This is a genomic window from Alcanivorax sp. P2S70 (assembly GCF_000475295.1).
In the GTDB taxonomy this organism is placed as follows: domain Bacteria; phylum Pseudomonadota; class Gammaproteobacteria; order Pseudomonadales; family Alcanivoracaceae; genus Alcanivorax; species Alcanivorax profundi.
Genome location: NZ_AXBZ01000001.1, coordinates 144,492 through 170,252, shown reverse-complemented (window position 1 = coordinate 170,252; position 25,761 = coordinate 144,492). Strand labels below are relative to the sequence as shown.

General features: G+C 52.9%; 19 protein-coding genes. 7 read left to right on the top strand and 12 right to left on the bottom strand.

The features are described 5' to 3' along the window. Positions 1 to 116 precede the first annotated feature (116 nt). The 10 genes from Q672_RS18135 to Q672_RS18095 form a co-directional block, all read right to left on the bottom strand. Positions 117 to 1,001, bottom strand: a complete 885-nt coding sequence (locus Q672_RS18135; RefSeq protein ID WP_008930245.1) for a metal-dependent hydrolase — start codon at positions 999 to 1,001, stop codon at positions 117 to 119. Between the two features lie 41 nt (positions 1,002 to 1,042). Further along, a complete protein-coding gene (locus Q672_RS18130; RefSeq protein ID WP_007150445.1) occupies positions 1,043 to 1,909 on the bottom strand; it encodes an SDR family NAD(P)-dependent oxidoreductase in 867 nt (288 codons plus the stop codon). A 10-nt stretch (positions 1,910 to 1,919) separates the two neighbouring features. Next, positions 1,920 to 3,431 carry a flavin-containing monooxygenase gene (locus Q672_RS18125; protein WP_008930244.1) on the bottom strand — a complete coding sequence of 504 codons (1,512 nt, stop codon included), beginning with the start codon at positions 3,429 to 3,431 and terminating at the stop codon, positions 1,920 to 1,922. Beyond that, positions 3,428 to 4,288, bottom strand: coding sequence for an alpha/beta fold hydrolase (locus Q672_RS0116965; protein ID WP_231552686.1), 861 nt, complete (start codon positions 4,286 to 4,288; stop codon positions 3,428 to 3,430). Before Q672_RS0116965 ends, Q672_RS18125 begins: the two co-directional genes overlap by 4 nt. Before the next feature lie 269 nt (positions 4,289 to 4,557). Further along, on the bottom strand, positions 4,558 to 7,638 hold the full coding sequence (locus Q672_RS18120; protein WP_022983813.1) for an Ig-like domain-containing protein: 3,081 nt from the start codon (positions 7,636 to 7,638) through the stop codon (positions 4,558 to 4,560). Positions 7,639 to 7,672: 34 nt separating this feature from the next. Continuing rightward, complete coding sequence (locus tag Q672_RS18115) at positions 7,673 to 9,034, bottom strand: OmpP1/FadL family transporter (protein WP_031225744.1); 1,362 nt, start codon at positions 9,032 to 9,034, stop codon at positions 7,673 to 7,675. 330 nt (positions 9,035 to 9,364) lie between these two features. After that, positions 9,365 to 11,008, bottom strand: a complete 1,644-nt coding sequence (locus tag Q672_RS18110; RefSeq protein WP_022983811.1) for a flavin-containing monooxygenase — start codon at positions 11,006 to 11,008, stop codon at positions 9,365 to 9,367. Continuing rightward, positions 11,005 to 11,916, bottom strand: coding sequence for an alpha/beta hydrolase (locus tag Q672_RS18105; protein WP_231880744.1), 912 nt, complete (start codon positions 11,914 to 11,916; stop codon positions 11,005 to 11,007). The genes Q672_RS18110 and Q672_RS18105 overlap by 4 nt, the downstream gene beginning before the upstream one ends. 86 nt (positions 11,917 to 12,002) lie before the next feature. Next, on the bottom strand, positions 12,003 to 12,830 hold the full coding sequence (locus tag Q672_RS18100; RefSeq protein ID WP_008930238.1) for an SDR family NAD(P)-dependent oxidoreductase: 828 nt from the start codon (positions 12,828 to 12,830) through the stop codon (positions 12,003 to 12,005). Beyond that, complete coding sequence (locus Q672_RS18095; RefSeq protein ID WP_008930237.1) at positions 12,827 to 13,771, bottom strand: metal-dependent hydrolase; 945 nt, start codon at positions 13,769 to 13,771, stop codon at positions 12,827 to 12,829. The genes Q672_RS18100 and Q672_RS18095 overlap by 4 nt, the downstream gene beginning before the upstream one ends. Positions 13,772 to 13,952: 181 nt before the next feature. Here Q672_RS18095 and Q672_RS18090 point away from each other — a divergent pair, with 181 nt between their 5' ends. Beyond that, positions 13,953 to 14,558, top strand: coding sequence for a TetR/AcrR family transcriptional regulator (locus tag Q672_RS18090; protein ID WP_007151233.1), 606 nt, complete (start codon positions 13,953 to 13,955; stop codon positions 14,556 to 14,558). A gap of 71 nt (positions 14,559 to 14,629) precedes the next feature. Here Q672_RS18090 and Q672_RS18085 read toward each other — a convergent pair whose 3' ends face one another. Then, on the bottom strand, positions 14,630 to 15,634 hold the full coding sequence (locus tag Q672_RS18085; protein ID WP_022983808.1) for an AraC family transcriptional regulator: 1,005 nt from the start codon (positions 15,632 to 15,634) through the stop codon (positions 14,630 to 14,632). 157 nt (positions 15,635 to 15,791) lie between these two features. Between Q672_RS18085 and Q672_RS18080 the strand changes: the two genes are divergently transcribed. The 4 genes from Q672_RS18080 to Q672_RS18065 all read left to right on the top strand — a co-directional run bounded on the left by Q672_RS18080 (position 15,792) and on the right by Q672_RS18065 (position 20,524). Continuing rightward, positions 15,792 to 16,112 carry a 2Fe-2S iron-sulfur cluster-binding protein gene (locus Q672_RS18080; protein WP_022983807.1) on the top strand — a complete coding sequence of 107 codons (321 nt, stop codon included), beginning with the start codon at positions 15,792 to 15,794 and terminating at the stop codon, positions 16,110 to 16,112. 14 nt (positions 16,113 to 16,126) lie between these two features. Continuing rightward, positions 16,127 to 17,539 (top strand): cytochrome P450, encoded by a 1,413-nt coding sequence (locus tag Q672_RS18075; RefSeq protein WP_022983806.1) that lies wholly within the window; start codon positions 16,127 to 16,129, stop codon positions 17,537 to 17,539. Then, positions 17,539 to 19,194, top strand: a complete 1,656-nt coding sequence (locus Q672_RS18070) for a GMC family oxidoreductase (protein WP_022983805.1) — start codon at positions 17,539 to 17,541, stop codon at positions 19,192 to 19,194. The genes Q672_RS18075 and Q672_RS18070 overlap by 1 nt, the downstream gene beginning before the upstream one ends. A 97-nt stretch (positions 19,195 to 19,291) precedes the next feature. Further along, positions 19,292 to 20,524 carry an NAD(P)/FAD-dependent oxidoreductase gene (locus tag Q672_RS18065; protein WP_022983804.1) on the top strand — a complete coding sequence of 411 codons (1,233 nt, stop codon included), beginning with the start codon at positions 19,292 to 19,294 and terminating at the stop codon, positions 20,522 to 20,524. Between the two features lie 186 nt (positions 20,525 to 20,710). Here the strand turns inward: Q672_RS18065 and Q672_RS18060 are convergent, their stop codons facing one another. Next, complete coding sequence (locus Q672_RS18060; protein WP_022983803.1) at positions 20,711 to 21,376, bottom strand: TetR/AcrR family transcriptional regulator; 666 nt, start codon at positions 21,374 to 21,376, stop codon at positions 20,711 to 20,713. A 161-nt stretch (positions 21,377 to 21,537) separates the two neighbouring features. Here Q672_RS18060 and Q672_RS18055 point away from each other — a divergent pair, with 161 nt between their 5' ends. After that, positions 21,538 to 22,713, top strand: a complete 1,176-nt coding sequence (locus tag Q672_RS18055) for an acyl-CoA dehydrogenase family protein (RefSeq protein WP_022983802.1) — start codon at positions 21,538 to 21,540, stop codon at positions 22,711 to 22,713. Between the two features lie 54 nt (positions 22,714 to 22,767). Further along, complete coding sequence (locus Q672_RS33750; RefSeq protein WP_022983801.1) at positions 22,768 to 25,755, top strand: peroxisomal multifunctional enzyme type 2; 2,988 nt, start codon at positions 22,768 to 22,770, stop codon at positions 25,753 to 25,755. The last annotated feature ends 6 nt before the right edge of the window (positions 25,756 to 25,761 follow it).

Sequence of the window (25,761 nt, the reverse complement as noted above, 5' to 3'; positions counted from 1 at the left end):
GTGTAATGCCGGAGTTGCATGGAAGCAATTCCGGCATTTTTTTGTGTGTCTTTTGGCAAACGGTGGTGACAGAGTCGTCAACTATTCAGAGGTTCCCTAAACCCCCTTGAGCATTATTATGCCGCCGGATTGCTATACAGCTCATGCAGTTGGCCACCTTCAGCGAACAACTTCTCACGCCACAGTTTTTCCAGCCCTTTGGTGTCATGTTGATCAGGGTGGAAATCCGGCTGAATGAACTCAGGAAGGCGCGAAAGGATTTGCGATACAAACCCGTTACGACCTAGCAAAATATTCAGACCTTTAACATTATCGCTGATGTTGCCGAGCTGGCCGTCTTTGACAAGCATCCAGCTCCAGGTGATGCCCAGCATCGGCAGCAAGACGACCATCGAGGCGAGGGCTGCAGCCACGCGCTCTGTACGGCTGTTACCAATAAGCTCATATACGTCGTAGGCAACAGATTTGTGTTCCAGCTCTTCGAGCGCATGCCACTGCCATATTTTGATCATTTCAGGGTCTGCCTGGCGTACAAAATTCTCGTCTTCAAGTAGCTGCTCGGCGAGAAGCGCAGTAAAGTGCTCCATAAACGTGGTGGCGGCTAGCCGAGTGCTCGGCGGCAACTTCTCTAGTATGGCCAAGCCAATTTTGACAAACCGATCTGGCGACTGCATGTCATAGCCGTACTCGGCGAGAATCTGGTTCAGCCTGTCGTGCTCTCGTCCGTGAATGGCCTCTTGCCCCATGAAGCCCGATATGGCCGCCCGTAGAGATTCGTCCTTAACCTGACCACGAAAGTGTCTAACGGACTCCATGAAATAGCGTTCACCAGGTGGGAAAAAACCGGAGAGCATGGCAAAGAAAGTCGTTGCTGTGGCATTTCCAGCATAAAAATACTTTGGAATGGAATCCGGAAATTGAAAATTGATATGACGCGGTGGAATGCCCACCAGCGCGCCGCTGAGTTTCTTAATGCTTTTTACCGTATTAGACGAGCGCATATCGCCTCCAATCAATAATGTGATAGTTAAAGAGAAAAATGTCAGGCCATGCCCTGATGCGTTTTTTTATTTTTGCTGCTTTGCTGTTTTTTAAACATAATTTCAAGCAAGCGTTGGTAGCCTGTGGGTATCAGTCTCTGTGTGGTGTCCAGCATGACCGCGTCACCGCCTACCAAAACTCTTCGCCGGTTTTTCCGCACGCCTTTCAGGATGGTTCTAGCGGCAGCTTCGGGTGTGGTCATGGCAATTTTTTCGAACATGCTGGCAATCTCTTCTTTGTCGCCCATGTTCATGCTGCCCATGTCTCCCATGCGACTATTACGCGCGATGTTAGTCTTTACTCCACCTGGATGAACGCAAGTCGCGCTGACAAGGCCGCCCGCGATATCCAGCTCTTCACGTAATGATTCTGTAAATCCGCGAACAGCAAATTTTGCGGCGTTGTAGGCTGACTGGGTTGGAACACCGATAATGCCGAAAACGCTGGAGATATTGACGATATGGCCTTCACCTATTTTCTGGAGATGGGGAAGAAATGCCTTTGTACCGTATACGACACCCCAGAAATTGATATTCATCAGCCATTCAAAGTTTTCATAGCTCATGTTCTCGACGGTCTCACCCAGTCCCACACCGGCATTGTTCATGATGAGATTTACTTTTCCGTGTGTTGATACGGTATCTTCCGCGTATTGATAAACCGCATTTTTGTTGCTGACATCAACAACATGAGTGCTGATGTTGACGGCGTAGCCTGCCAGTAATTCGACCGTCTTCTCTAGGCTTTCTTCGCTGATATCAGAGATCGCTAAGTGGCAACCTTCTTTTGCTAGAGCAATCGCCGTGGCTTGCCCGATGCCCGACCCGGCGCCAGTGATCGCCGCGACTTTTCCTGAAAATGATTTCATCGTTGCGCCTCTATATTGATGTGTTGCTCAGAAGTTTTTGGACGAGATTGCGTTTCGTTTTATGTAGGTTTGTCGTTTCGAATTTAAGGTGGCCATCATTCATTTTTCCATAACGAAGCGCCGGCAGGTCGTGAAGATAATCGTTGAGGTTTTGCCAAGGATCTTTGTTGCCTTGGCGTGGCAGGCGGTCATCAGCACGTTGAATGTAGCCAGATCGAAGGTTGAGAAAGTTGACATCAGAGCCACACCCTTCCTCGTCGATAGGGGTCACCTTTTCTGCGCCTGTCTTGCGCATATGCTTGAGAAGCCGACAAACAAATTCGGAGGCAATATCTGCCTTGAGGGTCCAGGACGCGTTGGTATAGCCAAAGACCAGTGCCATATTAGGCACTTTTTCAAGCATTAAGCCTTTGTACATCATGGTGTTTGAGAGATTGACGTGCGTACCATCAACACGTAGCTCTGCGCCGCCCAACATTTGCAAATCCAGACCGGTAGCTGTGACGATAATATCGGCAGGTATCCAATCCCCAGATTCCAGTTTTATACCGGTTTTGGTGACATTTTTTATATGATCCGTCACCACGGAAGCCTTGCCTTCACGAAGCACCTTGAACAGATCCCCCTTGGGAACTGCGCACATTCGTTCCTCCCATGGGTTGTAGTGAGGTTGAAAATGCTTCATGTCGATATCCGGCCCCAGTTGTTTGCGAGCAGCGGCCAGCAGTAATCTGCGGATCGCTTTGGGCTTACGAATCGATAGGTTAAATACGGTTCTCTGCAGCAGGATATTGCGTGTGCGCGCCATGCGGTAAACAAGCATTTCTGGCAGTACTCGGCGCAGGTTTTTCGAGATGAGATCTTGCTCAGGGACGGAGGCAACATAAGTAGGGGAGCGCTGTAACATGGTGACATGCGCAGCGCGGTCGGTCATCGCGGGCACCAGTGTTACGGCGGTGGCGCCGCTGCCGATCACGACAACTCGCTTACCCGTATAGTCGTAGTTATCTGGCCAGTGCTGCGGGTGAATTACGTCGCCGCCAAAGCGATTGATTCCAGGAATTTTCGGTGTGTAGCCGGCGTCATAGTTATAATAACCGGTACAGTTGAGGACAAACCCAGCGGTGAAAACTTCTTCTTCACCGGTTTCCTCGTTCAACGCGGTAACCGTCCAGCGATTGAATTCGCTGCTCCAGTCCTCGGCAGTGACTTTCAGGCCAAAATGAATTTTCTTGTGGACCTGATGATGCTCAGCGGTTTCTTCGATGTAATTGCGAATAGAGGGGCCATCGGCAAGCATCTTGGTGTCTGTCCAAGGCCGAAAGTTATAGCCGAGTGTGAACATATCGGAGTCCGAACGGATGCCGGGATAGCGAAATAAATCCCAGGTGCCACCAACGCGCTTGCGTCGCTCAAGGATGCCATAGCGTAGATCTGGGCACTTGCGGCTTAGGTGACAAGCCGCACCGACGCCGGAAAGGCCCGCGCCAATGATCAGCACGTCGAGGTGTTTATGTTTCATGGTGTAAGTCTCCGATCGGTGGAGCGTATGTGATTTCCTTGCGGGTCAAGGTGCTGAAGAAAGTCCAGCACTGCTCCGGTAAAAATACTGTTGCGGTCACCCGCTACCATATGACCTGCTTGATGGATTACTCGGTACTTGGCATGTGGCACGAGGGCTAATAATTCCTGGGCTCCTGCTTCGCTGAGTACATCACTGTGATGGCCGCGGATGAGTAATATCGGTAATTTGAGTTTGCTTGCTGCAAGATTGAGTCGCGCTCGGCCGAACATGCCTTCATTTGCTTCAGGGATTACCGCATGATCAAGAAACGCAGGATCCCAGTGCCAATGGAGACGGCCATTAGCGTCCTGGCGGAGGTTTTTTCGCAAGCCCTGTGAGCTTGATGGTGCTTTTCGTGTTGGGTTATAGGCAGCCACGGCATCCTGAACCTGATCCAGAGAGTCGAAACCGTCAGGGTGGCGGCGCATGAACTCAATCACCCGGCGAACGCCTTTGGTCTCAAGCCGTGGGGCCACATCCACCAGTACCAGACCTCGACAGGGCAAGGGGGGCTCCTCCCCAAGGGTAAGCATGGCCGTCAGTCCGCCCATTGACGCTCCCACGATATAAGGTGATGTGGGAAGTGATTGGATGATGGCGCGGAGGTCTGATACCAGCGCGGTGCCGCTGTAATCCCCTTCAGGGCACCACTGGCTTTGACCATGACCGCGGGCATCAATGCAGGTAGCGCAGTAACCTGATCTGGCCAGAGCTGTTGCCGTGTGCGCCCAGGCATGACGGGTCTGTCCGCCGCCATGCAGCAAAAGCACCTGCGGTGACTTCGGGTCCCCGAACTGGGTTGCACTAAGAACCAACCCGCCGTTTCCCGGGAACTGTATATCCCTGCCAGATTCCGGTGAGTGCTTTGAATCGCTGTAGGCAAGGCTTGCGAGGCTGTCGTGAGGATGCATCATTATAGGCATTTATTTATTTGGCCAAACAACCAAATATTAGCGTTTCTTCTACACAAAGAAAAGTCCTATTTGACGATATTGATGATCATTCAGCGGTGTGGCATACGGTGAGGACAGAAAAAAGCCCCCATAAAGGGGGCATGAAAGTGCGTTAGCACAAGGGGAATATATTAAAAATCTTTTACCGGCAAAAAGGTAAAGGTCAGATCTACGCCGAGGGGGGGGACTTCCAGCTCAACACCCGCCAAGCCGATTCCCAAGAGATCAATGTTGGCCGGTATGATGAGAGGGTCGGGGTTACGGACTTTGAGAATCAGACGACCATCATCGACAAAGCGCAGGGGGCCTTCGAGGGTGACTCCGGTAATTACTTTGCTGCGGATGTCATGCCCGAGTTCTATAATTAGCCGTGGTTCTAACTCTGGTGCATCCACCATGAGATCAAACGTAGTACTGAACCAGGGGCCATCCGGGGTTTCGGTGATATAGCCCGTAATGGGTTGATTGTTTTCGTATCCCAATCGAAGTACCAGAGGACCGGTGTCCAGCGGTATTGTGATTAATCCCAGTGCGCGAGCTTCCAGAAAGACACTGGTCGTTGAGAGAACGGTAGGGAAGACTTTGGCAATGACGGCGCCGGTGACTTCATTTGATGTCATTGGGTCGCTGTCGATGAGGCGTCGGTTGATGGTGACATCCGGCTCATACTGGCTTACCCCGGCTTGCAAGGCGCCTGACCCGACAAAGGCAAATTTCTTTTCCGGGCAATCGTCGCCTATACCACAGCCAATGTTGGCATGGGTTATTACTCCCGATTTGTTTTTTAGCCTAAGCTGTAGGTAGTTGGCATCGGCAATGGCACCGCCGTTACCATCGGGTACCGCACCTTGCTCATTGTCATCGATACTAAGATTAGCGTTAACATCCGCAACCGGCAGAGAGCGTAACGACACACGGGTGATCCGGTCTTCTTCCCCTGTTACAACGAAGTGATTGGTTAGGTCTGGACCTCCTTCTCTAAGCTCTGGGGCTGAGGAACTGGACTGAGAGATTTGACGTGTTTGTAGCGGTGCACCATCGGTTGAACATATGGCATTGGTGCCACAAACAGGCGAGTTTTGCTCGGAGTGCAGGGTGTAGCGATAAAGCTCGCCAATCTGCCACGGGTTGTTCGGGAGAAACTCTATTCGCTGGGCAAGCACCTTGAGACGACCATTGATGGGGTCCCATGCGTTATTGTTGGTATCGAAGTGTTCAACAACAAAAGTCTGATCATTAACCGTGTCGCCGTCGATACTGCGGCTAAAGATGACTCGAATACTAAAATCCTTGAACATATTCGGTACAGGATAGAGCGGGTCGCTATTTTTACCTCCTACACATCGGCCATTGCGCCAAGTCTCTCTTTCGCCGGTAAGATCGACATCGGTTAACGCACAGGGGTAACCGGGAAAAACAGCAGCGACAAGTGGTGCACGTAGCTCATTGGTGCTGCCATTGGGAAGCACGAAGTCCGGTAGGCGGATGTTGAGTGTCTGGTCCTGGTTGAGCGGGTTTCCCTGCGTATCTCGGAGCAGGCTGGTGAGGGTGAGCTCGACGTCTTTTCCGTGTTGAAGGATATCTCCTGCGATGATGATCGTGGCTCCATCGTGACGTATTGGGTACGTCTTTACTACATCATCAACAGAAACCTGTACGGCACCGTCAAGGAACACCGAAGCTGGGTCTAATGGTTTGTTGAAGTTCAGGATAACGGGGTCACCAGGCCTTGCATTGGGTTGGAACGTTTCTCCCGGTGCCCAAGACTGAAGCTGCAAGGGTCGAGTGTCTTGGCTTGGGGCAGGCGCTTGGCGCTGGTTTTGATAGGCCTCCATGCGGAATGAGAGCAGACCGGATGCCGTCTCCAGGCCCAGTACTTCAAGTTCAACCACACTGACCGCATCCAGTACTAGTACACCATCCTTTACAACGGCTAAACCCGCTACCTGCACATTAAGCAGGTTCTGGCTGAGAGCCGCATTGGGTTCTTGACCTGCTGCAGTCATTGCTGCGTCCATATTAAGCAGGGCATAGCGGGGAGCCGATGGGGAATCACTGAATGGATTCGGGATCAGATACCCATTAGCGTCGCTGAGTATCGTGATGGTGATTTCACCGGTTTCCAGCCCGGACGGTATTTCGCCCAGTATATTGACGTCCACGGGGGTGCCGCGCAGTATGGAGCCGGCGGGTACTCGCAGTGGTACAGCACCAGGAAAATCGGGCGCAAAAGCCAGATCTGCTGCTAAATCCCCGCTCAACCCGGTAAATGATTCATCTCCCAACACAAAGGATTGTACTGGCACCTGATTGATCGGGTTGCCGGTTAAAGTTGACACTAGTCCAGGTTGTTCAGCTCCAAGACTGCCAACTTTTAGAACGGATGTAGCACGGGGAAGAGTGGCTTCCGGAACAAAAGTCCGATTGTACTCCGGCAACTGTTCACCGGTAGTCTGGGCCCGCAGCCCAGCAATCGTTAGTGTGTGTTCCACAGGTTTCAGATCCTGGTCAGGATCCAGTGTCAGGTAACGACCCTGCAAAAATAGCGATGCGGGAACCAACTTGCCGAGGTTGTCACGAAGTTGAACCGATCCGGTTTCGCCATATGCTGTGCTGGTCGGATCAACCGTTTGGTTAAACGACATCCTGAAGGTGCTCATGTCGTTGGGATGGCTGGCATCATCAATCGGCTCTAGCAATGACGGTTGGTCTAGAGGAGTGGCTGAAAGCAGGGTGAAAGAGCCGCTTCCCATGGTTTGCGATGCGCCGGCCTGATTGCCTGCAGTCCGAAACCGAACGCGGGCCACGGAGTTATCATCAATGGCTCCAAGGCCATCATCGTTGACAACCAGATGGTACGCTTCCGCCGGAGCCAGCCGCGATTGAGGATACAGGGCCAGGCCTCTGCCATTGTCTACCACCTGATAGTCAACCATGACGGTATTCCCATCAGTATCACTGACCAGCTGTAGGCGTGAGTCAATGTCATCAATAACCTCTTGCTCAAGTGCAGAGGAAAATCGCAGGATTACTGGCGCGGTAGCTGGAACCTCGGTCTGGCCAGGATAAGGGTAAGAAAAAATTAATGTCTCTGGTGTGCTCCAGGGATTGCTTACATCGCCCTGATCGCCACCGCACCCGGTCAGAAGGGCTGCTATGGCGACCGCCAGACTAATCAGAAACTGGTGGATTGTGATGGGGTTATTATTCATTGCTCTTCTCCTGGTATTAATCGCATGCCTGTTGTTAAAACTTTAGCGACAGGGAGGAAGAAAATACGTTTATTTCACCATCAGCCCTTACCGTTTCATAAGGGGCTGGATCGGTGGAAGAGTTGATGGAGGTCAATTCGAAATCAGCTTCATCCAGCATTTGATACTGGTAAGCGAAGGCGAGTTCTAATGGCATATCTATTATTGGCGCGCTGGCCAGACGGTAGCTGGCACCCAGACCGAAAACCTTTTTATCGGTGTCAAGATAGTTAACATCCTGGGATCGGCTGGATTTTAAAGGTGAGTCCTCCAGGGCTGCGCCGGCAAAGAGTTTCATGGACTCCGACCACTGATAGCTAACGCCAATTCGGGGAATGGTGATGTCGTCAAACGCTAGATTAGCCTGATCGCGAATAGTATCGCCGGCAAACTCGCTTTCAAGCGCAGACCAATTGTGCTGCTCAATGCCTGCCGTCAATTCGAATTTGCCAACGGGAAGCAAAATGGCTGCGCCGAGAACTTCAGGTTGATAGGTATCAATTGTACTAAGCGCTAGGCTCAGGCCTGGTTCAGGGATAACTCCCGGCACAACCACATTGGCATCCACGGATACCTCATAGCTACTTTCCCCCCGCCAGAAAAGAGCCAGCTCCATCTTATCCATTCCAAAAGGCATGCACTCGCTTGTACCGCAGAACATTTCTCCAGAGCGGATATTGATACCTAGTGCCGGTGATAGGGATGGAGAGGCTTCCAGGGAAAGTTTTTCAGAGTCTGTGTTGCCGCCAAGGTCTGAAACTGCTTCCAGGTTGGCTTTGGCCTGGAGGGTAAGACGTGCTGATGCGCCGACGTCAACGCCCCTCAGGACGTTGCTGATAGCGCCACCAAAGGCGAGATAAAGTGGCTGAGATTCATAGCGTAGAAACTGCCCTTTCTGGCTGGTATTGGCCTGATAGGGCAATAGGTTGGATGTGTATTGGTCTACACCCACGTTCAGGCCAAAGTAAATGGGCTTGTCGATGCTGGAAATGCCGGCGACGCGGCTTTTGAAGCCGATTAATAATAGTTCGGAACTGGTGTCAGAGAGGATATCATTCTCTCGCTCCAAAGGGTCTGTTCCTCCCAGTGATTTGGCACGTAATTCCTGGTCGCCATACTGCACAATGACTCCCAGTTCGCCCTCCGGGGAGCGGGCCATGGCGGCCGGGTTGTAGTACACCGACCAGCTGTTGGATGCAAAAGGACTGAATGCCAAGGCAGTGCCGGCATTCATCGGGCCTAGCCCATAAGTGCTCGCTCCGTCGCCAGCACCGCCAATGGCCAAGCCGGGTGAGAGCAATGCTGTAGTGCACGTGAAGAAAAGGAGAGGTAACCGTTTTGTTTTTTTTGCAGACATTTCAGGCTCCTAAAGGGGGCTGTTCTGGTTATAGATGGTGAGTTGTTCTGATTCTTTATTAGTTTGGTCAGCCAACCAATTATATTTCAGGCTTAGCTGTTTGTGTCCATGACTGTAATGACGTTGCGCTTTGTTGCTCCGGTAATATCCGCACTAATGCGTGATACCCAGCCGTTGTCTATGACGAGATGCAGTGTTCTGTGCTGACCAGGCATGGGTATCGAATGGTGTAACGCCTCCCGGGCAGCACTCCAGGGCATGGTGAACTGGATCTGGAGAGCTCTGTTGGCGTGATATGTACAAGCAGGCTCCACACTTTCTCTGGCACAATCACTGAGAATGGTTATCTGTTTGTTTTGCCGGAATGCCCTTCTCTGGCGGCTGGGGATGTGGCTCGCAGGCTTGTCTCCCGTCGTCGCGTCTGCTGGGAGTGTGCCCGCCCAGTACACTGAACCGGTAGTGATCCATCGGTAAATGCTTGGCTCGCCACAGCATTTCCAGAGAGGTAGAGGGCCGCAGCATTGGCGCGTCACCATGATGGTCGAAGTAATAACTGTTCGACAGCGCGCAGTTGTGGTTAAGGAACACGGTGTTTTGCTGGCGTTTCTGGATATTGCGGAAATACGCGTCATGGACGGACTGACGTATTTCCACTTGGCTGGCTCCACGTCGGTTGGCTTCGCGAATACAGCGAGAGAGGTGGATGGCATTCCCTTCGACCATCTTGAAGTAAGAGGTGCCGATAAGGGCATAGGGACCGAGCATGATGTAAAAGTTCGGGTAGCCCGGAATGGTCAACCCTTCATAGGCCTGGTAACGGTAGTCATGCCAGAAATCGCCCAAATTGATGTTGTTGCTGCCGATGACGTCGAACGAGGGAATATTTCCTTTCTCGAAGGTTTTGTAACCGGTGGCGAGGATCAAGGTATCTATGCGTCGTGAGCGGCCGTCTTCGGTGGTGATGCCACGGGAGGTGATGCGTTTGATCGGCGTCGTCACCAGCTCGACGTTGTCCCGGCCGAAGGTGCGGAAATAGTCGTTGGAGAAGGTTGGTCTTTTACAGCCGAAGCCGTATTTCGGTGTCAGTTTCTCCCACAGGTCTTTGCGGTTGGGCAGTTGTTCGCGCAAGTTGTTTATGCCCGCCTTTTCGCACATGCGGACCAGCCAGGGGGCCTGGCGATAATAAATTGCTGAAAGCACCATCAGGGTTTCACTGGCGGTATCGGTGGCGCCCCGAAGGGTGCGTTGCAGGCCCGGTACGGTTCGGAACAGAGTCTTGAGCCAGCCGGGCAGGCTATGATCGGGTTTTTTCAGTACCCAGATGGGGGTGCGCTGGTAGACATCCAATTGGCGGGCCTTGCCGGCAATTTTCGGAATCAGTTGCACTGCAGTGGCGCCAGTGCCTATTACCGCTACTCGCTTGTCACTAAGATCAAGGTCATCTGGCCAGCGTGCAGTGTGAATGACATTGCCCTGGAACGTATCAAGCCCTTCAATATCTGGCATCTTGGGTGATATCAAACCGCCACAGGCCGAGACAATATGGCGTGCACTAAGTCGCCTGCCATCCGTAAGATCGATCAACCAGACATGGCTGTCGAGATCAAAACGGGCGCTAGCGACTTCGACACCAAAGCGAATCAGTGGGTAGATGCCATACTTGCTTGTTACCTGTCTTGTATACTGGTAAAGCTCGTTTCCCGGCGCAAAAACGCGAGACCAATTTGCGTTTTGTTCGAAGGAAAATGAATAGGTAAACGAGGTAATGTCGACAGCGATTCCCGGATAACGGTTGTCGCGCCAGGTTCCTCCCACATCCTTGCTTCGCTCAAGGATCAAGATATCTTTGATGCCATCGGCACGCAGCTGGATTGCCGCACCAATTCCAGAAATTCCCGCGCCGATGATAATGACTTCATGATCAGGAGTAACGCTGGGACGAGGGTTATGGATTGCAACAGCAGCCATATTCATGATGCAACCTCAACTATGGCGCTATCGCTAGCATTGACCGTTTGGGATGGGGCTTTGCCGACGTTATTGCTGGTCAGATACTTTTCCAGAATTCGGACGATGGTAGGGAAGTCCTGCTTTGCCTCTGGTAGCAAAAAGGTGAATACGGGCCACACGTGCGGCATATCATCGCGCTCCAGAACCTGCACGGGCACCCCCGCATCTCGCGCGCATTGTGCTGCTGCATGGGTATCGTCGCGCAGACACTCTTCGCTACTGACAGTGAAAAGTAGAGGGGGCAAGCCGGTGAAATCCGCGGTGATTGGTGAGGCATACGGGTGAGCGGGGTCCGCGCCGGCCAGATAGATATCCGTTGCCACCTCAATCATGCCATGGGAAAGCATGGTATCGCTGTCGCTATTCGCCTGTCTGGACATCAGGGTGCCTCGCGCATCCGATGCCGGCGAAATGGCGAGGGCGCAAGCCGGCATTTTCAGCAGCTGATCACGGGCACGCAGCAATGTGACTAACGTCAGGTTGCCTCCCGCAGAGTCTCCCGCAATGACCACAGGGCGAGGGTCTGCGATCAGTTCACGATACACATTAAAGGCGTCATCCGTTGCTGCCGGGAAGGGGTGCTCAGGGGCTAGTCGGTAATCCGGAAGAAAGACCCGCGCATTCAGGGCGTGAGCCAAACGGCCACAAAAGTGGTGATAGGTATCAAGCCGCCCGCCGATGAAGGCGCCACCATGCAGGTAGAGTATGGTGATTTGTGGGTCTGCGGTGCCTAGCCAGTGGCCAGCTATTCCTGCAACCTTGCCTCGCTTGAGTCGCACTCCGCGTGGCAGCAGAGAGGGGGCCAAAGGCGCGTTCATCACCCTGCGAAGATGTCTTACCAGTTTGTCCGGGTCGCGTATATCACGCTTCATGCCGGCGCGAAAAAGTAGCTTCAAAATTGTTGTAGGAATGGAGGCCATATTGAATTCCTTGCGTGTTTCGTTTCCACTAATGCGGTTTAATCAGCCAGCATTCTGTAAGCTTCGCCAATCGCGCGGGCGTATAGTCGTGGCGTCAGGCGTTTCAACCGCCAGGCAAGCCGGCCGTCAATTTGTGGCAGCATGTAAAGCTCACCTCGATCAAGGGCACTGAGGGTCTGTCGGGCCACCTGGTCGGCGTTGGTGAGGGCATAGCGGGTCATCGCTGAACGGGCAAAGTCACGGCGACGTTCAGGCAGGCGCCCATTCTCGACGATATTGGTCGGGACCACGGTTGGGCACAGGGCCGTGATTTTTACGCCGGTACCGGTCAGTTCAGAAGACAGCGTTTCGGACAGGGCCAGCACCCCCGCCTTGGTGACGTTGTAGGCGGCCATTTCCGGGGCGGACCCGAATGCGGCAGCAGAGGCCACATTGATGATGCCTCCATAGCCCAGATCGCGAAGCTGAGGGGCAAAATAATGGCAGCCGTGAATAACTCCCCATAGATTGACGTTCATGCACCAGTGCCAATCTTCAAGTGACACCTCGCCGATTGGGCCACCGAGGCCGACGCCGGCGTTGTTGATTACCAGGGTTACCGGCCTGCCGAGCAAAGGCTCGGCATTTTCCGCCAGGTATGCCATCTGTTTTTCATCGCCGACATCACACCCCAGGGCTACCGCGTGAGTACCGAGTGCTCGCAGGCTGATCGCCACCTGTTCGGCGCGCTCTTCATTGATATCGACACACAGTACCGAACCGCCTCGACGGGCAACTTCGTAAGCAAAGCTACGACCGATGCCGCTACCCGCCCCGGTGATGACAGCTGCCGCCTGAGTTGACGGGTGCAAGGGTTTCTTTTTCATGCCTGCCCCCATGCGGGTTCAGGTTGTGGCGTTTCGAATGTACCGTGTACATTGTTGGCTCGGTGGTCTCTGAGCGCTTGATAGGCCTTATGAGGGTCGCCAGTTCTTTCGTAGGCGCGTTTCCAGATCCGGATTACATCACGGTTATCGTCATCCCACGGGTGGAAAGTGGGGGAGAAATAGGGGGGCACGCCAGCGAGTACCTTGGAAAGAATGCCGGGACGCCAGAACAGGACTTTGGTCATTTTGGCGGCGGACCACAAATTCAGAATTTGACGATCCTTGTAGAGCAGATAGGTCTGGTTGCCGATCATAATGGGGAAGCCCAGGGCAATGGCCAGTAGCATGCCACTGATACGCAGTCGGTAACTGCGGTAGCCACCACCACTGGCATCGACGAAGACGTCATAACTGACGCTCTTGTGCTCGGTTTCTTCGACAAAGTGCCAGTAGAGCATGGCACGCAAATCCGGGTGGGTTTCGTCAAACAGCTCCGGGTGCTCAAGCAGTACCGAGGAAATAATGGCCGTGAAATGTTCAAACGCCGCTGCGATGGAGCTCTGCATATCGTCACTGAGGCGGTGTTGGAGTTGCTTACGGATCAGCTTGAACACGCCTTCAACCTTGTCGATGGGAACCCCGTGTTGCACGCCGATGGCGTTCATTTCATCGTGCTCACGAGCATGAATGCGCTCCTGACGAATGAATTCTTTAGCTGCGTTCAGCACTTCTGGATCGTCAAGCTTGCCAAGCTGCCGTCTTGCAGAATTCATCACCCAGCGTTCACCGTCGGGGACGGCGGCGAGAATGGCATTCATCCAGTGAGTGGACCACGGGTCGTTGCGAAACCAGTGGCGGGCCACGTTTTCGATGTTCATGGGAAAGTGAATGTCACGGGTTACAACCTCGTCGTAACCAATCTTGCGGTTTGCCAGAGCCATTGGATCGCTCCCAAGTAAAGTGCATTCATTGGACTTTATTTGTATGACCAACCAAATTCAAGATTATAAGGTAGACAGCGTGTTTTTATCTGTATAGATCGAATAGTGCCATCGGCCAGGAAGGCTGGGCCGACTTTAAAAGGAATGCTAGAATCAAAGGCTTACAGCATGGGAGTGCCTTGTGGGAAGAAAGAAAAATCAGGTAACGCCGGTGGCGGAGGCGGATCGAGTGTTTGTGCTCGGTGCTGCAGCTCGTCTATTTCGTCAAAAGGGGTTCGATAAAACCACCGTTAAAGAAATCGCCGAGGCTTGTGGCATGCTGCCTGGCAGCTTGCATTACCGTTACCCCTCCAAGGAAAGCATTCTGGTCGACTTGATGCGCCTTGCGCTTGAGCAAGCGTCTACGGCCTTGTCTGAGGCCATTCGGGGGGAAAGTGAGCCGCTTGAGCAGTTGCGTCAGGGGATCAATGCTCACCTTGAGTTGCTGGTTGGTGGGTCGGATATGGTCTATGTCCTCCTTTTTGAATGGCGCTCCTTGCATGGTGAGTCCCGCCAGGAAATGATTGATCTACGAGACAAATACGAGCTTCTTTGGTCTGCCATGTTGCAATCTTTGTCCTCTCAGGGCCTGATTCGTGCTGATGTGGATCGTGATCTTTTGCGTCTTATCGGGCTGGGCGCGTTGAACTGGGTAGCAACGTGGTTCAATGAGGGGGGGCGATATACGGTGAAGGATGTCGGAGATTTTGTGTGGACGGTAATTAAGGATGGTGTGCTCAAACGCTAGACAATTCTATTTTATTTGGTGTTTATATCCCTACGATTGTATTGAAATGTGGGCATAGGTTAAAAGTTCCCTCAAATATTCTGTCTGTACTGGTCAGGCGTTCGGCCGAACCAGCGCTTGAAAGCCCGCCTGAAGCTTGCTGAGTCGTGATAATTCAGCAATGAGGCAATGGCTTCAACAGACAGATTGCTGTCACGCAAATAGCTTGCGGCCTGCCTGGATAGCACCTCGTCGCGAATTTTCCTGAAACTGCTGTTTTCGCTTCTCAGTTTGCGAGCAAGTGTCCGCTTGCTTATGAATAGCGTGGCTGCTGCTTCTTCTTCACTAAGCGTCCCTGGAGGGCGAGACAACATCATTTTCTCAACCTGGGTCCGATAATCCTGCTCACGAGTCTGAAGCCGCGCAAGCATGGATTCGCATTGCTGTAACGCTAGACGGTAACTTTCATGATTGGCTGATGCGTTTGGTTTACGGCACAACGCCATTGCCAGCTTTAGTTTGAATTTGTCACAGTTAAAGTAAACCCTGCCAGGCAAGTAGTCCCTGTACATATCTTTGTAGGCTGGGGCTGGATGGGTGAAGTGAACCTCCGATTCATATAAGGGGCGGCCTACGATGAATTCACCAATTTCAAAAAAAGCTTTGATTACGGCATCGGCCAAGCAGCGTTCCACATCCGTATCCATCGAAACTTGGAAGTTTACAACGCATTCCAGAAATTCCTCTTTTTGTTGTAAGTGAACATGAATAAAGCTTGCCCGAGTTGGCAGGAAAGTGTGGACAGCATGCAATGCTGTATAAAGATCTGGGCTGCTGTTTGCAACAAATCCCATTGCCCCGTGGGTTGCAGGGGTGAGGCGTCGGCCTAGCAGTAAGCCGAACTCCGGTTTGCAGGACAAATCTAAAGCATTGCGGAAAACCTGAATCTGCTGGGCCGCAGTGAACAGACTTTCGTCTTTGAGCAACTGCGCAACATCTACACCCGTGTTGCGCAAGAGCTTGGGGAGTTCTCGTGCACTCAGGCCAAGTTCGCGAGCGATAAGGCGTGAGTAATTCGACGGGATATCAGCATCCACTTTTTCAAACCCTGTTTGTGCGACGTTATCGCCATCAGCGATTCCTCGGAATGTGCCAACTGTCTTTTAATGTCCCTGTTATGTCAAGAAAAGTCCTCGTCGGTGTTCCTGCATATAGCCAGTCTTCAGGGTAGATATAACTGGCAGGAGACACACTGTGGGAAAAATTATTTTCATTGAACATGACAGCACCGAGCATGTTACGCAATTTGATGAGGGGGCTACTCTTATGCAAATCGCCGTTGATAATGCCGTTCCTGGTATTGATGGTGATTGTGGTGGGGAGTGCGCTTGTGGAACCTGTCACATGATTGTGTCAGATGAGTGGTTCGAAAAGACCGGTAAGGTTGGTGATGCAGAAGAACAGATGCTGTCAATGACTCCGGAGCGTGCGAGAACTTCACGCCTGGGGTGTCAGGTGCAAACGACTAAAGCAATGGACGGTATGACCGTCCAACTTCCCGAGTTCCAGATGTAAGCAAGGAGAAAGCTATGTCAACAAAAACAAGCTCAACCAATGCTATTCAGACCAAGATGATCAACGCTTCCTCCAAAGTGCTGCCGATGCATTTGCAAATCAAGGCACTGAAGATGTTGATGAAAGCCAAGAAAAAAACGGTTGGGTCTCGGCGACCACAAGTAAATTTCGTTGAAACGCCTGTTCCTGATGTCAATAGCTTGGCAATTGAAGATATTGACACCAGTAACCCCTTTTTGTACCGGCAAGATCAGTGGCGCGCGTATTTTAAGCGATTGCGTGATGAGGCCCCGGTGCACTACCAGAAGAAAAGTCCATTCGGTCCTTTCTGGTCCATAACGCGCTATGAGGACATATTGTTCGTGGATAAAAATCACGAACTTTTCTCATCCGAGCCACAAATTATTCTTGGTGATCCACCTGAAGGCTTATCGGTTGAAATGTTCATTGCTATGGATCCGCCCAAGCATGATGTACAACGCCGGGCGGTGCAGGGCGTAGTAGCGCCGAAAAATCTTAAGGAAATGGAGGGGCTGATCCGTTCTCGAGCTGCAGAAGTGCTCGATAGTCTGCCGCTAGATAAACCATTCAACTGGGTTCCTGCAGTATCAAAAGAGCTTACAGGTCGCATGTTGGCAACGCTACTTGATTTCCCTTATGAGGAGCGTCACAAGCTTGTTGATTGGTCTGATCGTCTGTCTGGTGCAGCATCTGCCACCGGTGGAGAGTTCACGGATGAGGATGTCATGTTCGATGATGCAGCAGACATGGCTAGAGCTTTCTCAAGATTGTGGCGCGACAAAGAGGCTCGACGTGTGGCTGGTGAAGAGCCGGGTTTTGATTTGATCAGTATGCTACAGGGCAACGACGACACAAAAGACCTGATCAATAGGCCGATGGAGTTTATCGGTAATCTTGCTCTATTGATTGTTGGAGGTAATGACACCACGCGGAATTCCATGAGCGGTGGTGTGTTGGCCTTGAATCAATTCCCCGAGGAGTTCGCCAAGCTGAAGGCGAAACCGGATCTGATTCCGAACATGGTGTCGGAAATCATTCGTTGGCAAACCCCGTTGGCCAACATGCGCAGGGTTGCGACCCAGGACGTTGAACTTCGTGGTCAGACCATCAAGAAAGGGGACCGGGTTTTAATGTGGTATGCCTCAGGAAATCGGGATGAACGCAAGTTTGAAAACCCCGATCAACTTATTATTGATCGCAAGGATGCACGCAACCATATTTCTTTTGGTTACGGTATTCACCGTTGTATGGGTAACCGCCTGGCTGAATTGCAATTACGGATTTTGTGGGAAGAACTGCTCAAGCGATTCGAAAATATCGAAGTGGTCGATGAGCCGGAGCGTGTACAGTCGAACTTCGTGCGCGGTTATTCGAAGTTGATGGTCAAACTGACGGCAAAAAATTAATGAATGGTTTGACCAGTCTGGCGACTGAACAATTCGATTATATCGTTGTTGGCGCTGGCTCAGCAGGGTGCGCGGTAGCCAATCGTTTGTCTGAGAGTGGCCTCTATACGGTGTTGCTACTCGAAGCCGGGCCCAAGAGTCGCCGCAACCCTTTCGTCAACACGCCTCTTGGATTTTTGCAGTTGATGTTCAGTCGCCGTTTCAACTGGCAGTTCTATACTGAACCACAGCGCCACATGTATGGTCGCTCGTTGTTCCAGCCGCGGGGCAAGATGCTTGGCGGTTCGAGTGGGATTAACGCCCAAGTCTATATCCGTGGTCACGCCAGGGACTACGACGAGTGGGCACGGCAGGGGTGTAACGGTTGGTCATACGCCGAGGTGTTGCCGTATTTTCGTAAGTCAGAACATTACGAGCCTGAGATGGTGCCGGGTACCGCAGGCTTCCACGGTCAGGATGGGCCTCTCAATGTGGCGGAGCGGCGTTATACAAACCCGTTGAGTACGGCGTTTGTCGAGGCATCAGTACAGGCGGGGTATCGACGCAATCGGGACTTCAACGGCGCTGATCAGGAAGGCGTCGGCTATTACTACACCTATCAGAAGGATGGTTCCCGTTGCAGTAATGCGCGTGCTTATCTTGAGCCTGCTGAGGGTCGATCTAACTTGACCATTCGCAGCGATGCACATGTTACCCGCGTGCTGTTTGATGGGGCTCGCGCTATTGGTGTCGAGTATCGCCACGCAAAAAGTTTGGTTAGAGCTCATGCCAAGCGGGAGGTTATCCTATGCGGCGGTGCATTCAACTCGCCACAACTTCTTATGCTGTCAGGTGTCGGCCCCCGCGAGGAGCTTGCTCGACATGGCATTGAGCTGCGTCATTCGCTGGAGGGGGTGGGGCGTAATCTTCAAGATCATGTTGACGTTTTTGTACGGGTCAGATCGCGAAGCCGACAGGGAATATCGATGCATCCTAGCTATTGGTTGAACGGGGGGCGGGCCTTAATGCAATACCTGAGCGGTCGTCGAGGTGTGCTGTCTAGCAATGGCGCTGAGGCAGGCGGATTCATCTGCTCCCAAGCAGAGCAACCGATACCTGATCTGCAATTGCACTTTGGGCCAATGCTGTACGCTGATCACGGCCGTGACATGAAAATTGCAATGAGTGGCTATGGCTACATTGTAATGATCTATGGGCTCAGGCCCTTGTCCCGGGGCCGCATTGGTTTACACAGTGCTGATCCGCTCGCTGCACCATTGATTGACCCCAATTACATGGCTGACCCTGCCGATGTCGAACAACTCATTCGTGGTGTTCGGCTTGTTCGTAATATTTTGTCCCAGCGTGCACTTTATATTCATCAGGATGTAGAAATTTCACCAGGGCTGGAAATACAGGATGACGCGAGTCTCACCGAGTGGGTGCGCCGTAATGGTGAGTCCGCATACCACCCGGTCGGCACTTGTAAGATGGGGATTGATCATATGGCAGTGGTCGACCCTCGTCTCCGTGTGCGTGGCTTGCAGTCGTTGCGGGTAGTTGATGCGTCTATCATGCCAACCCTGGTTGGCGGGAATACCAATCAGCCGGCGACCATGATTGGAGAGAAAGGGGCAGATATGATACTTGAGGACGCCGCGGTGGCTGGATTTTAGGCATCATGTGTTTAGCTCGGATGATGTTGCAAGTTATAGTTATTCATGAATTTTTTGTGGGTAACTCGGTTTCAGTACGCATAGAAAGAGACAGGTTATGATTAACAAAAATAAAGAGGTCACCGTCATTATTGGTGGTGGACACGCAGCAGGAACACTTTTGACCGCCTTGCTGCAAAAAAAATACCCTCACAAAGTGGTTATGGTTAGCGAAGAGCTGCACCCTCCCTATCAGCGACCGCCCTTGTCCAAGAATTATCTCGCGGGGGAGGTTGATAAGGCGTCTTTATACCTTAAACCGCCTTCAATCTACGAGAAAGCGGGGCAGGAATTACAGCTCGGCGTGCGCGTAGAAAAGATTAACAGAGACGACAAAAGCCTCATTTTGTCAGATCAAAGCACTTTAAAGTACGACCAACTGGTCTTGGCCACTGGCTCACATGTCCGCCGTCTTAACGTGCGGGGTTCAGACTTGAAAGGTATTCATTATTTGCATGGTATCGAGGACACAGATGCCCTGCGTCGTGAGCTAGTACCCGGCAAACGCCTGGTTATCGTGGGGGGCGGGTATATCGGACTTGAAGTGGCTGCCAGTGCGACTAAGCAAGGTGTTAAAGTTACTGTCTTGGAAGCTGCCGAGCGCTTAATGCAGCGTGTTACTGGGCCAGAGATATCTGAATTTCTCTACGCCAAACACACGAGTGCAGGAGTCGATGTTCGTCTGGGGGCGGCCGTAATTGGTTTTGAATCAGATGATCAAGGGTGCGTGAATGGTGTGACCTTGGCCGATGGGGGTAAGGTGTCAGCGGACATCGTTCTCGTTTCGATTGGTGTCATACCAGAAACGGCCTTGGCTGAAAATGCTGGCCTGCTTTGCGATGATGGCGTTGTCGTCGATGAATTTACCCGCACCGATGACCCAGACATTCTGGCGATAGGAGATTGTACCCGCCATCATAATCTGTTCTTCGACAAAAGGCAGCGTCTTGAATCAGTCGCTAACGCTGTTGAGCAAGCTCGTACGGCGGCAGCTACACTTATGAGTGAAGAAAAGCCCTACGATAGCCCTCCCTGGTTCTGGTCGAACCAGTATGATGTTCGTTTGCAGATGGTAGGATTGTCCCAAAATCATGACCAGCGTGTACTGCGTGGCAGTATCCTTGACAAGGAATTCGCAGTTTTCTATCTATGTCTTGGTCATGTTATTGCTGTTGATGCAGTCAATTTTCCAGTTGCATTCATGGTGGGTAAACAGTTGGTTAAACTGCGCAAGAGTGTCAGCGCTGAAGTATTGTCTAATCCGAATATCGAACTGAAGTCTTTAATCTGAAGCACTGCAAGAATTGCTATCTCCAATAGTCTCGATGACGACTTGTGTCAACGGAAACCGTATCCGGTACCGAAGGTCGATCTGAGCAATCAAGTGGCGTGGACATGGTCGATATACAGCTTTATTCGTTGGGTGTTAACGACAACGTAGCTATGTGTAGAGATGCCGCAAGCCCAAGTGGGGCGGTCAAGCATCGCTCAGCGGTAGTTCCCACTTGGGCGGGTAAGGCGGTGGGTCGTTTACATCTGCACGGGCTCGCAGATGAACGGCGAGCATGTTGCACCAGACTTTGAGATAGCGGTCAAAGAGCGTTTTGTCGGCAACGATGTGCAAATCCTGCGCCATGCCGCGCAACAGCCATTGCGTCAACATCATCATCGAGCGCACATCGGTGTCTTCACTAATGGCCTCCAGATAATGGTCAGCCGCGTTACCGACGATGAAGTAATTGGAAGTCCAGACACGTTGCAAAATGGATGCAAGCTCAGGGTCATGTTGGCTGGCTGTCAATAGTTGCATCAACGGGATAAATTCCGGCTGATCGAAAACATTCTTCCATGCACCAAAGATAAGGGCTTCTAGTCGATCTTCAGATCCATGGAGTTTGGCGATGGCTTTACCCAGCTGAATATAGTGCTGGCGAATTAAATGCTCAGCTGCCGCAGCGATCATGTCTGCTTTACTAGAGAAATGGTGTAGTGGGGCGCCCCTAGATACGCCAGCGATGTTGATAATGCGACTGACGGTGGTGCCAGCGAATCCATCCTTCTCTAGACAGGTGAGCACTGCCTGAATGATGCGTTCCCGCATGGCGTCGCTACGTTGTTCCTGGGTGCGTCGTTGAGCATTCATCGCGTTCTCTGTCTATTACTGAGCATGGTCACTGGGATGCAGAGGCCTGATTCTAAATGATAAATGGATTGTAGCGTAGCTCGCCAATAAACAAGTTGAACGTACGTATTGTAAGTTATAAAGTCTTGCCATTGTTCCTGAATCAACGTTGGAAGCCTGTAATGAGTGATGTGCATGTACCGGCGGCTGTATCGCCGATGATCCCCCGTACTCTCTTCAATGAAGACCATGAGGCGTTCCGCGCCACAGCAAGGCGTTTCTTCGAGACTGAAATCTCCCCTTACCACGAGAAGTGGGAGGAGCAGCAACATATTGATCGTGAACTGTGGAATAAGGCGGGGGAGCTGGGGCTGCTGTGTCCAACGATGCCTGAAGAGTACGGCGGCTGCGGCGTTGACCGTCTCTATTCGATGATACTGATGGAGGAGCAGGCGAGGGTGGGGGATTCGGCCAGCGGCTTTGCCCTGCACTCGGACATTGTTGCCAACTACATCAACAACTTTGGTTCCCATGAACAGAAAAGCCAGTGGCTGCCCAAAATGGCCACCGGTGAAGCGGTCACTGCCGTGGCCATGACCGAGCCGGGTACCGGTTCCGATCTTCAACGTATCAAGACCACGGCCACCCTTGAGGGCGATCACTACGTGGTAAATGGCTCGAAAATCTTTATCACCAACGGTTACCTCTGTGACATGGCGGTGGTGGCGGTGCGTACCGGGCCGGCTGAGCTGGGTGCACAAAGTGTGTCCCTGATGATTATTGAGGCGGATCGCGAGGGCTTCTCCAAGGGCAAGCCGCTGAAGAAAGTCGGCATGCGCGGGCAGGACACCTGCGAGTTGTTCTTCGACAACGTCAAGGTGCCCAAGGAAAACCTGCTGGGTGCCGAGGGCATGGGTTTCATTGCCTTGATGAAGGAGCTGGCCTGGGAGCGGATGATGATCGCCATCATCTGTTCGTCGGCTGCCGAGCATGCGCTGGCAACCACCGTGGAATATGTGAAACAGCGCCAGGCGTTTGGCAAGCCGGTGGCGGCATTCCAGAACACCCGCTTTGAATTGGCCGAGATGCGTTCTGAAATCCAGATTGCACGGGTTTATGTTGATCGCTGTATGGAGCTGGTGGTGAAGAATTCCCTGTCGCCCGAGGCTGCCTGTGCGGCCAAGTACTGGGTATCCGATTTGCTCAGCAAGGTGGTTGACCGCTGTGTGCAACTGCATGGTGGCTATGGCTACATGCTCGAGTATCCGATCGCCCGAGCCTACATCGACACCCGTGCCAACCGCATCTACGGCGGCACCAACGAAATCATGAAAGAACTTATTTCACGCTCTATCTGAGGATTCTCGACCCTGCACGGCATGTGTGCCCTGTATTGAAAAGAGGAAAGTATCATGGCAGAACTTCGTTTTGATGATCGTGTAGCCATTGTCACCGGTGCCGGGGGCGGGCTGGGCCGGCAGCATGCCCTGACCCTGGCCGCGCGTGGCTGCAAGGTGGTGGTTAACGACCTGGGTGGCAGCGCCCACGGTGATGGCAAGTCGTCGTCTGCCGCAGACAAGGTGGTGGATGAGATCCGGGCCATGGGAGGGGAGGCGGTTGCCAACTATGACTCGGTGGAAAACGGCGAGTCGATAGTACAAACCGCGTTGGATAGCTTCGGCACTGTGGACATCGTGGTCAACAATGCCGGCATCCTGCGTGACGTCAGTTTTGCCAAGATGTCGAAGCAGGACTGGGACTTGGTGTTGAAAGTCCATCTGGAAGGTTCCATGAGCGTCACCCATGCGGCTTGGCCGATCATGCGTGAGAAGGGCTATGGCCGCATCATCATGACGACCTCGGCAGCCGGCCTCTACGGTAACTTTGGTCAGGCCAACTACTGTGCTGCCAAGTTGGGTCTGGCCGGGCTGGCCAACTGTCTGGCGGAGGAAGGTCGCAGCAAAAACATTCATGTGAATACCATTGCGCCGATTGCGGCCTCGCGGCTGACTGAAACCATCATGCCGCCGAATTTGCTGGAAAACCTCAAGCCAGAAGCGGTCAGTCCGCTGGTGGCCTGGTTGTGCCATGAAAAGTGCGAAGAAACCAAGGGTATCTTCGAAGTGGGTGCCGGCTTCATCAGCAAGTTGCGCTGGGAACGTAGCCAGGGCAATAGCTTCCCCCTTGGCAAGGCCTTCAGTGTTGATGATGTAGCGCGTCGTTGGGGCAAGATCACCGACTTCACCGATGCGGAGCATCCATCCAATGTCAACGAATCCTTCTCGCCGATTCTCGACAACATCAACAACCCGTCACTGGGCGGCAACGAATTCATCGATCTGGATGTGGCCAGCAAGGAAAGCCTCGAGCTGGAATCGTCCTATGATGAAAATGACCTGTCGTTGTATGCCCTAAGTGTGGGCGCCGCACGTGATCCGCTCGACAAGGATGAACTGAAGTTCGTCTACGAGCTGGGTGGCAATTTCCAGGCGTTGCCCACCTATGGCGTCATGCCACAGATCGGCGCGATGCTAAAGGCAGCAAAAGAAGGCGCGCTGGCTCTGCCAGGGATGAACTTTGGCTTCGACCGGTTGCTGCATGGCGAGCAATACACCGAAATCAAACGGCCGCTGCCGCCGCACGCCAAGCTGAAGCACACCTTCAAATTCAAGAAGGCATTGGACAAGGATCCGAATGCGGTAGTTACCTTTGCTATTACCTCCACCGACGAAAACGGTAACGAGGTGGCCTATAACGAGATGACCTCGTTCGTGAAAGACGCCGGCGGCTGGGGCGGTGAGCGGGGCGATTCCGGCGAGATCAATGTGCCGCCCGCACGTGAACCGGATGCGGTGATCGAAGAGAAAACCGACGCCAACCAGACGCTGCTGTATCGCCTGTGCGGTGACTGGAATCCGCTGCACGCCGACCCGGCGTTTGCCAGGGCGTTCGGTTATGACAAGCCGATCCTGCATGGGCTGTGTACCTTCGGTTATGCCGGACGCCATGTCATCAAGGCGTTCAGCAATAACGATGGCCGTTATTTCAAGAGCATCAAGGTGCGCTTTGCCAAGACGGTATTTCCGGGTGAAACCCTGGAAACGCGCATGTGGAAGGAATCCGATAACCGCATCATCTTCGAAACCTGGGTGAAAGAGCGTAACGAGGTGGTGCTGAAGAATGCCGCCATCGAGTTGTTCTCGGAGATTCCGGCAGAAGCGCCGGTGCCGGAACAGGTGTCCGCCGAGGAAGTGTCTGCGCCGCAGGTGGAGCAGGCGGTGACGCCTGACGATGTGTTCGCGGCGGTGGCGACCTACATCAAGCAGAAACCGGAACTGGTTGATCAGACCGGTACCAGCTTCCAGTTCGAGTTCAGCAATCCGGATCAGCAGTTCTTTATTGATCTGAAAAATGCACCAGGCGCGGCAGGGCCTGGCACGATCGACAAACCGGACGTGACTCTGGCGCTGGACAGCGAGCATCTGGCGACCGTGTTTGGTGGCGATCTTGCGGCGGTGCAGAAACTGTTCTTCGGTGGCGAGCTGAAAATTTCCGGCAACGTGATGGCCTCCAACAAGCTCACCGTGTTGCAGGACATGGACCCGAAACTGGCCGAGCAGGCGCGTGACAAGCGCGTGGCTGACGGTGGTGGTTCACAAGCTGTCGCAGTACCGGTCGAATCGCAGGAGCCGACCATGGCGGATGTGTTCAGTGCCATCGGCCACTTCATCGCTGACAACCCGGATCTGATCGAGAAGGCCGCTACCAGCTTCCAGTTTGCGTTCAGCAACCCGGATCAGGATTTCTATATTGATCTGAAAAACGCACCGGGTACCGCCGGGGCGGGCCAGCTGGACAAGGCGGATGTGACGCTGGAGTTGGACAGCAAACATGCCCCGACCCTGTTTGGCGGTGATCTGGCTGCGGTACAGAAACTGTTTTTTGGTGGCGATCTGAAGATCGGAGGTAACGTGATGGCCTCCAACAAGCTCACCGTGTTGCAGGACATGGACCCTAAGCTGGTGGAGCAGGCACGCGACAAGCGATTGGCCTCCGGCCAGCCGGATACCGCTACCGCACAACCGAAAAAGCAGAAAGCACCGCAGGCGGAGAAAGTGCTGCCGGAGCTGGCGGAAAAACTGTCGGCCATTGGTGGACAGGGTGGTGTGTTGCAGATCAAGGTGCGGAGCCCAGACAGTGCCTGGTTTATCGATCTATCCGCCTCGTCGCCCGGCATCGTCAGCGGCGAGAAGGACGCGGCGGCGGTGATCACGCTGGACGACAGCAAGCTTGCCGACCTGATTGCCGGCAAGGTGGCCTTGAGCACCTTGTACCAGAAGGGCGACATGCGCGTCGACGGTGACCTGGCGCTGGTGCGCAAACTTGAACAAATCCTGTAACGCCAT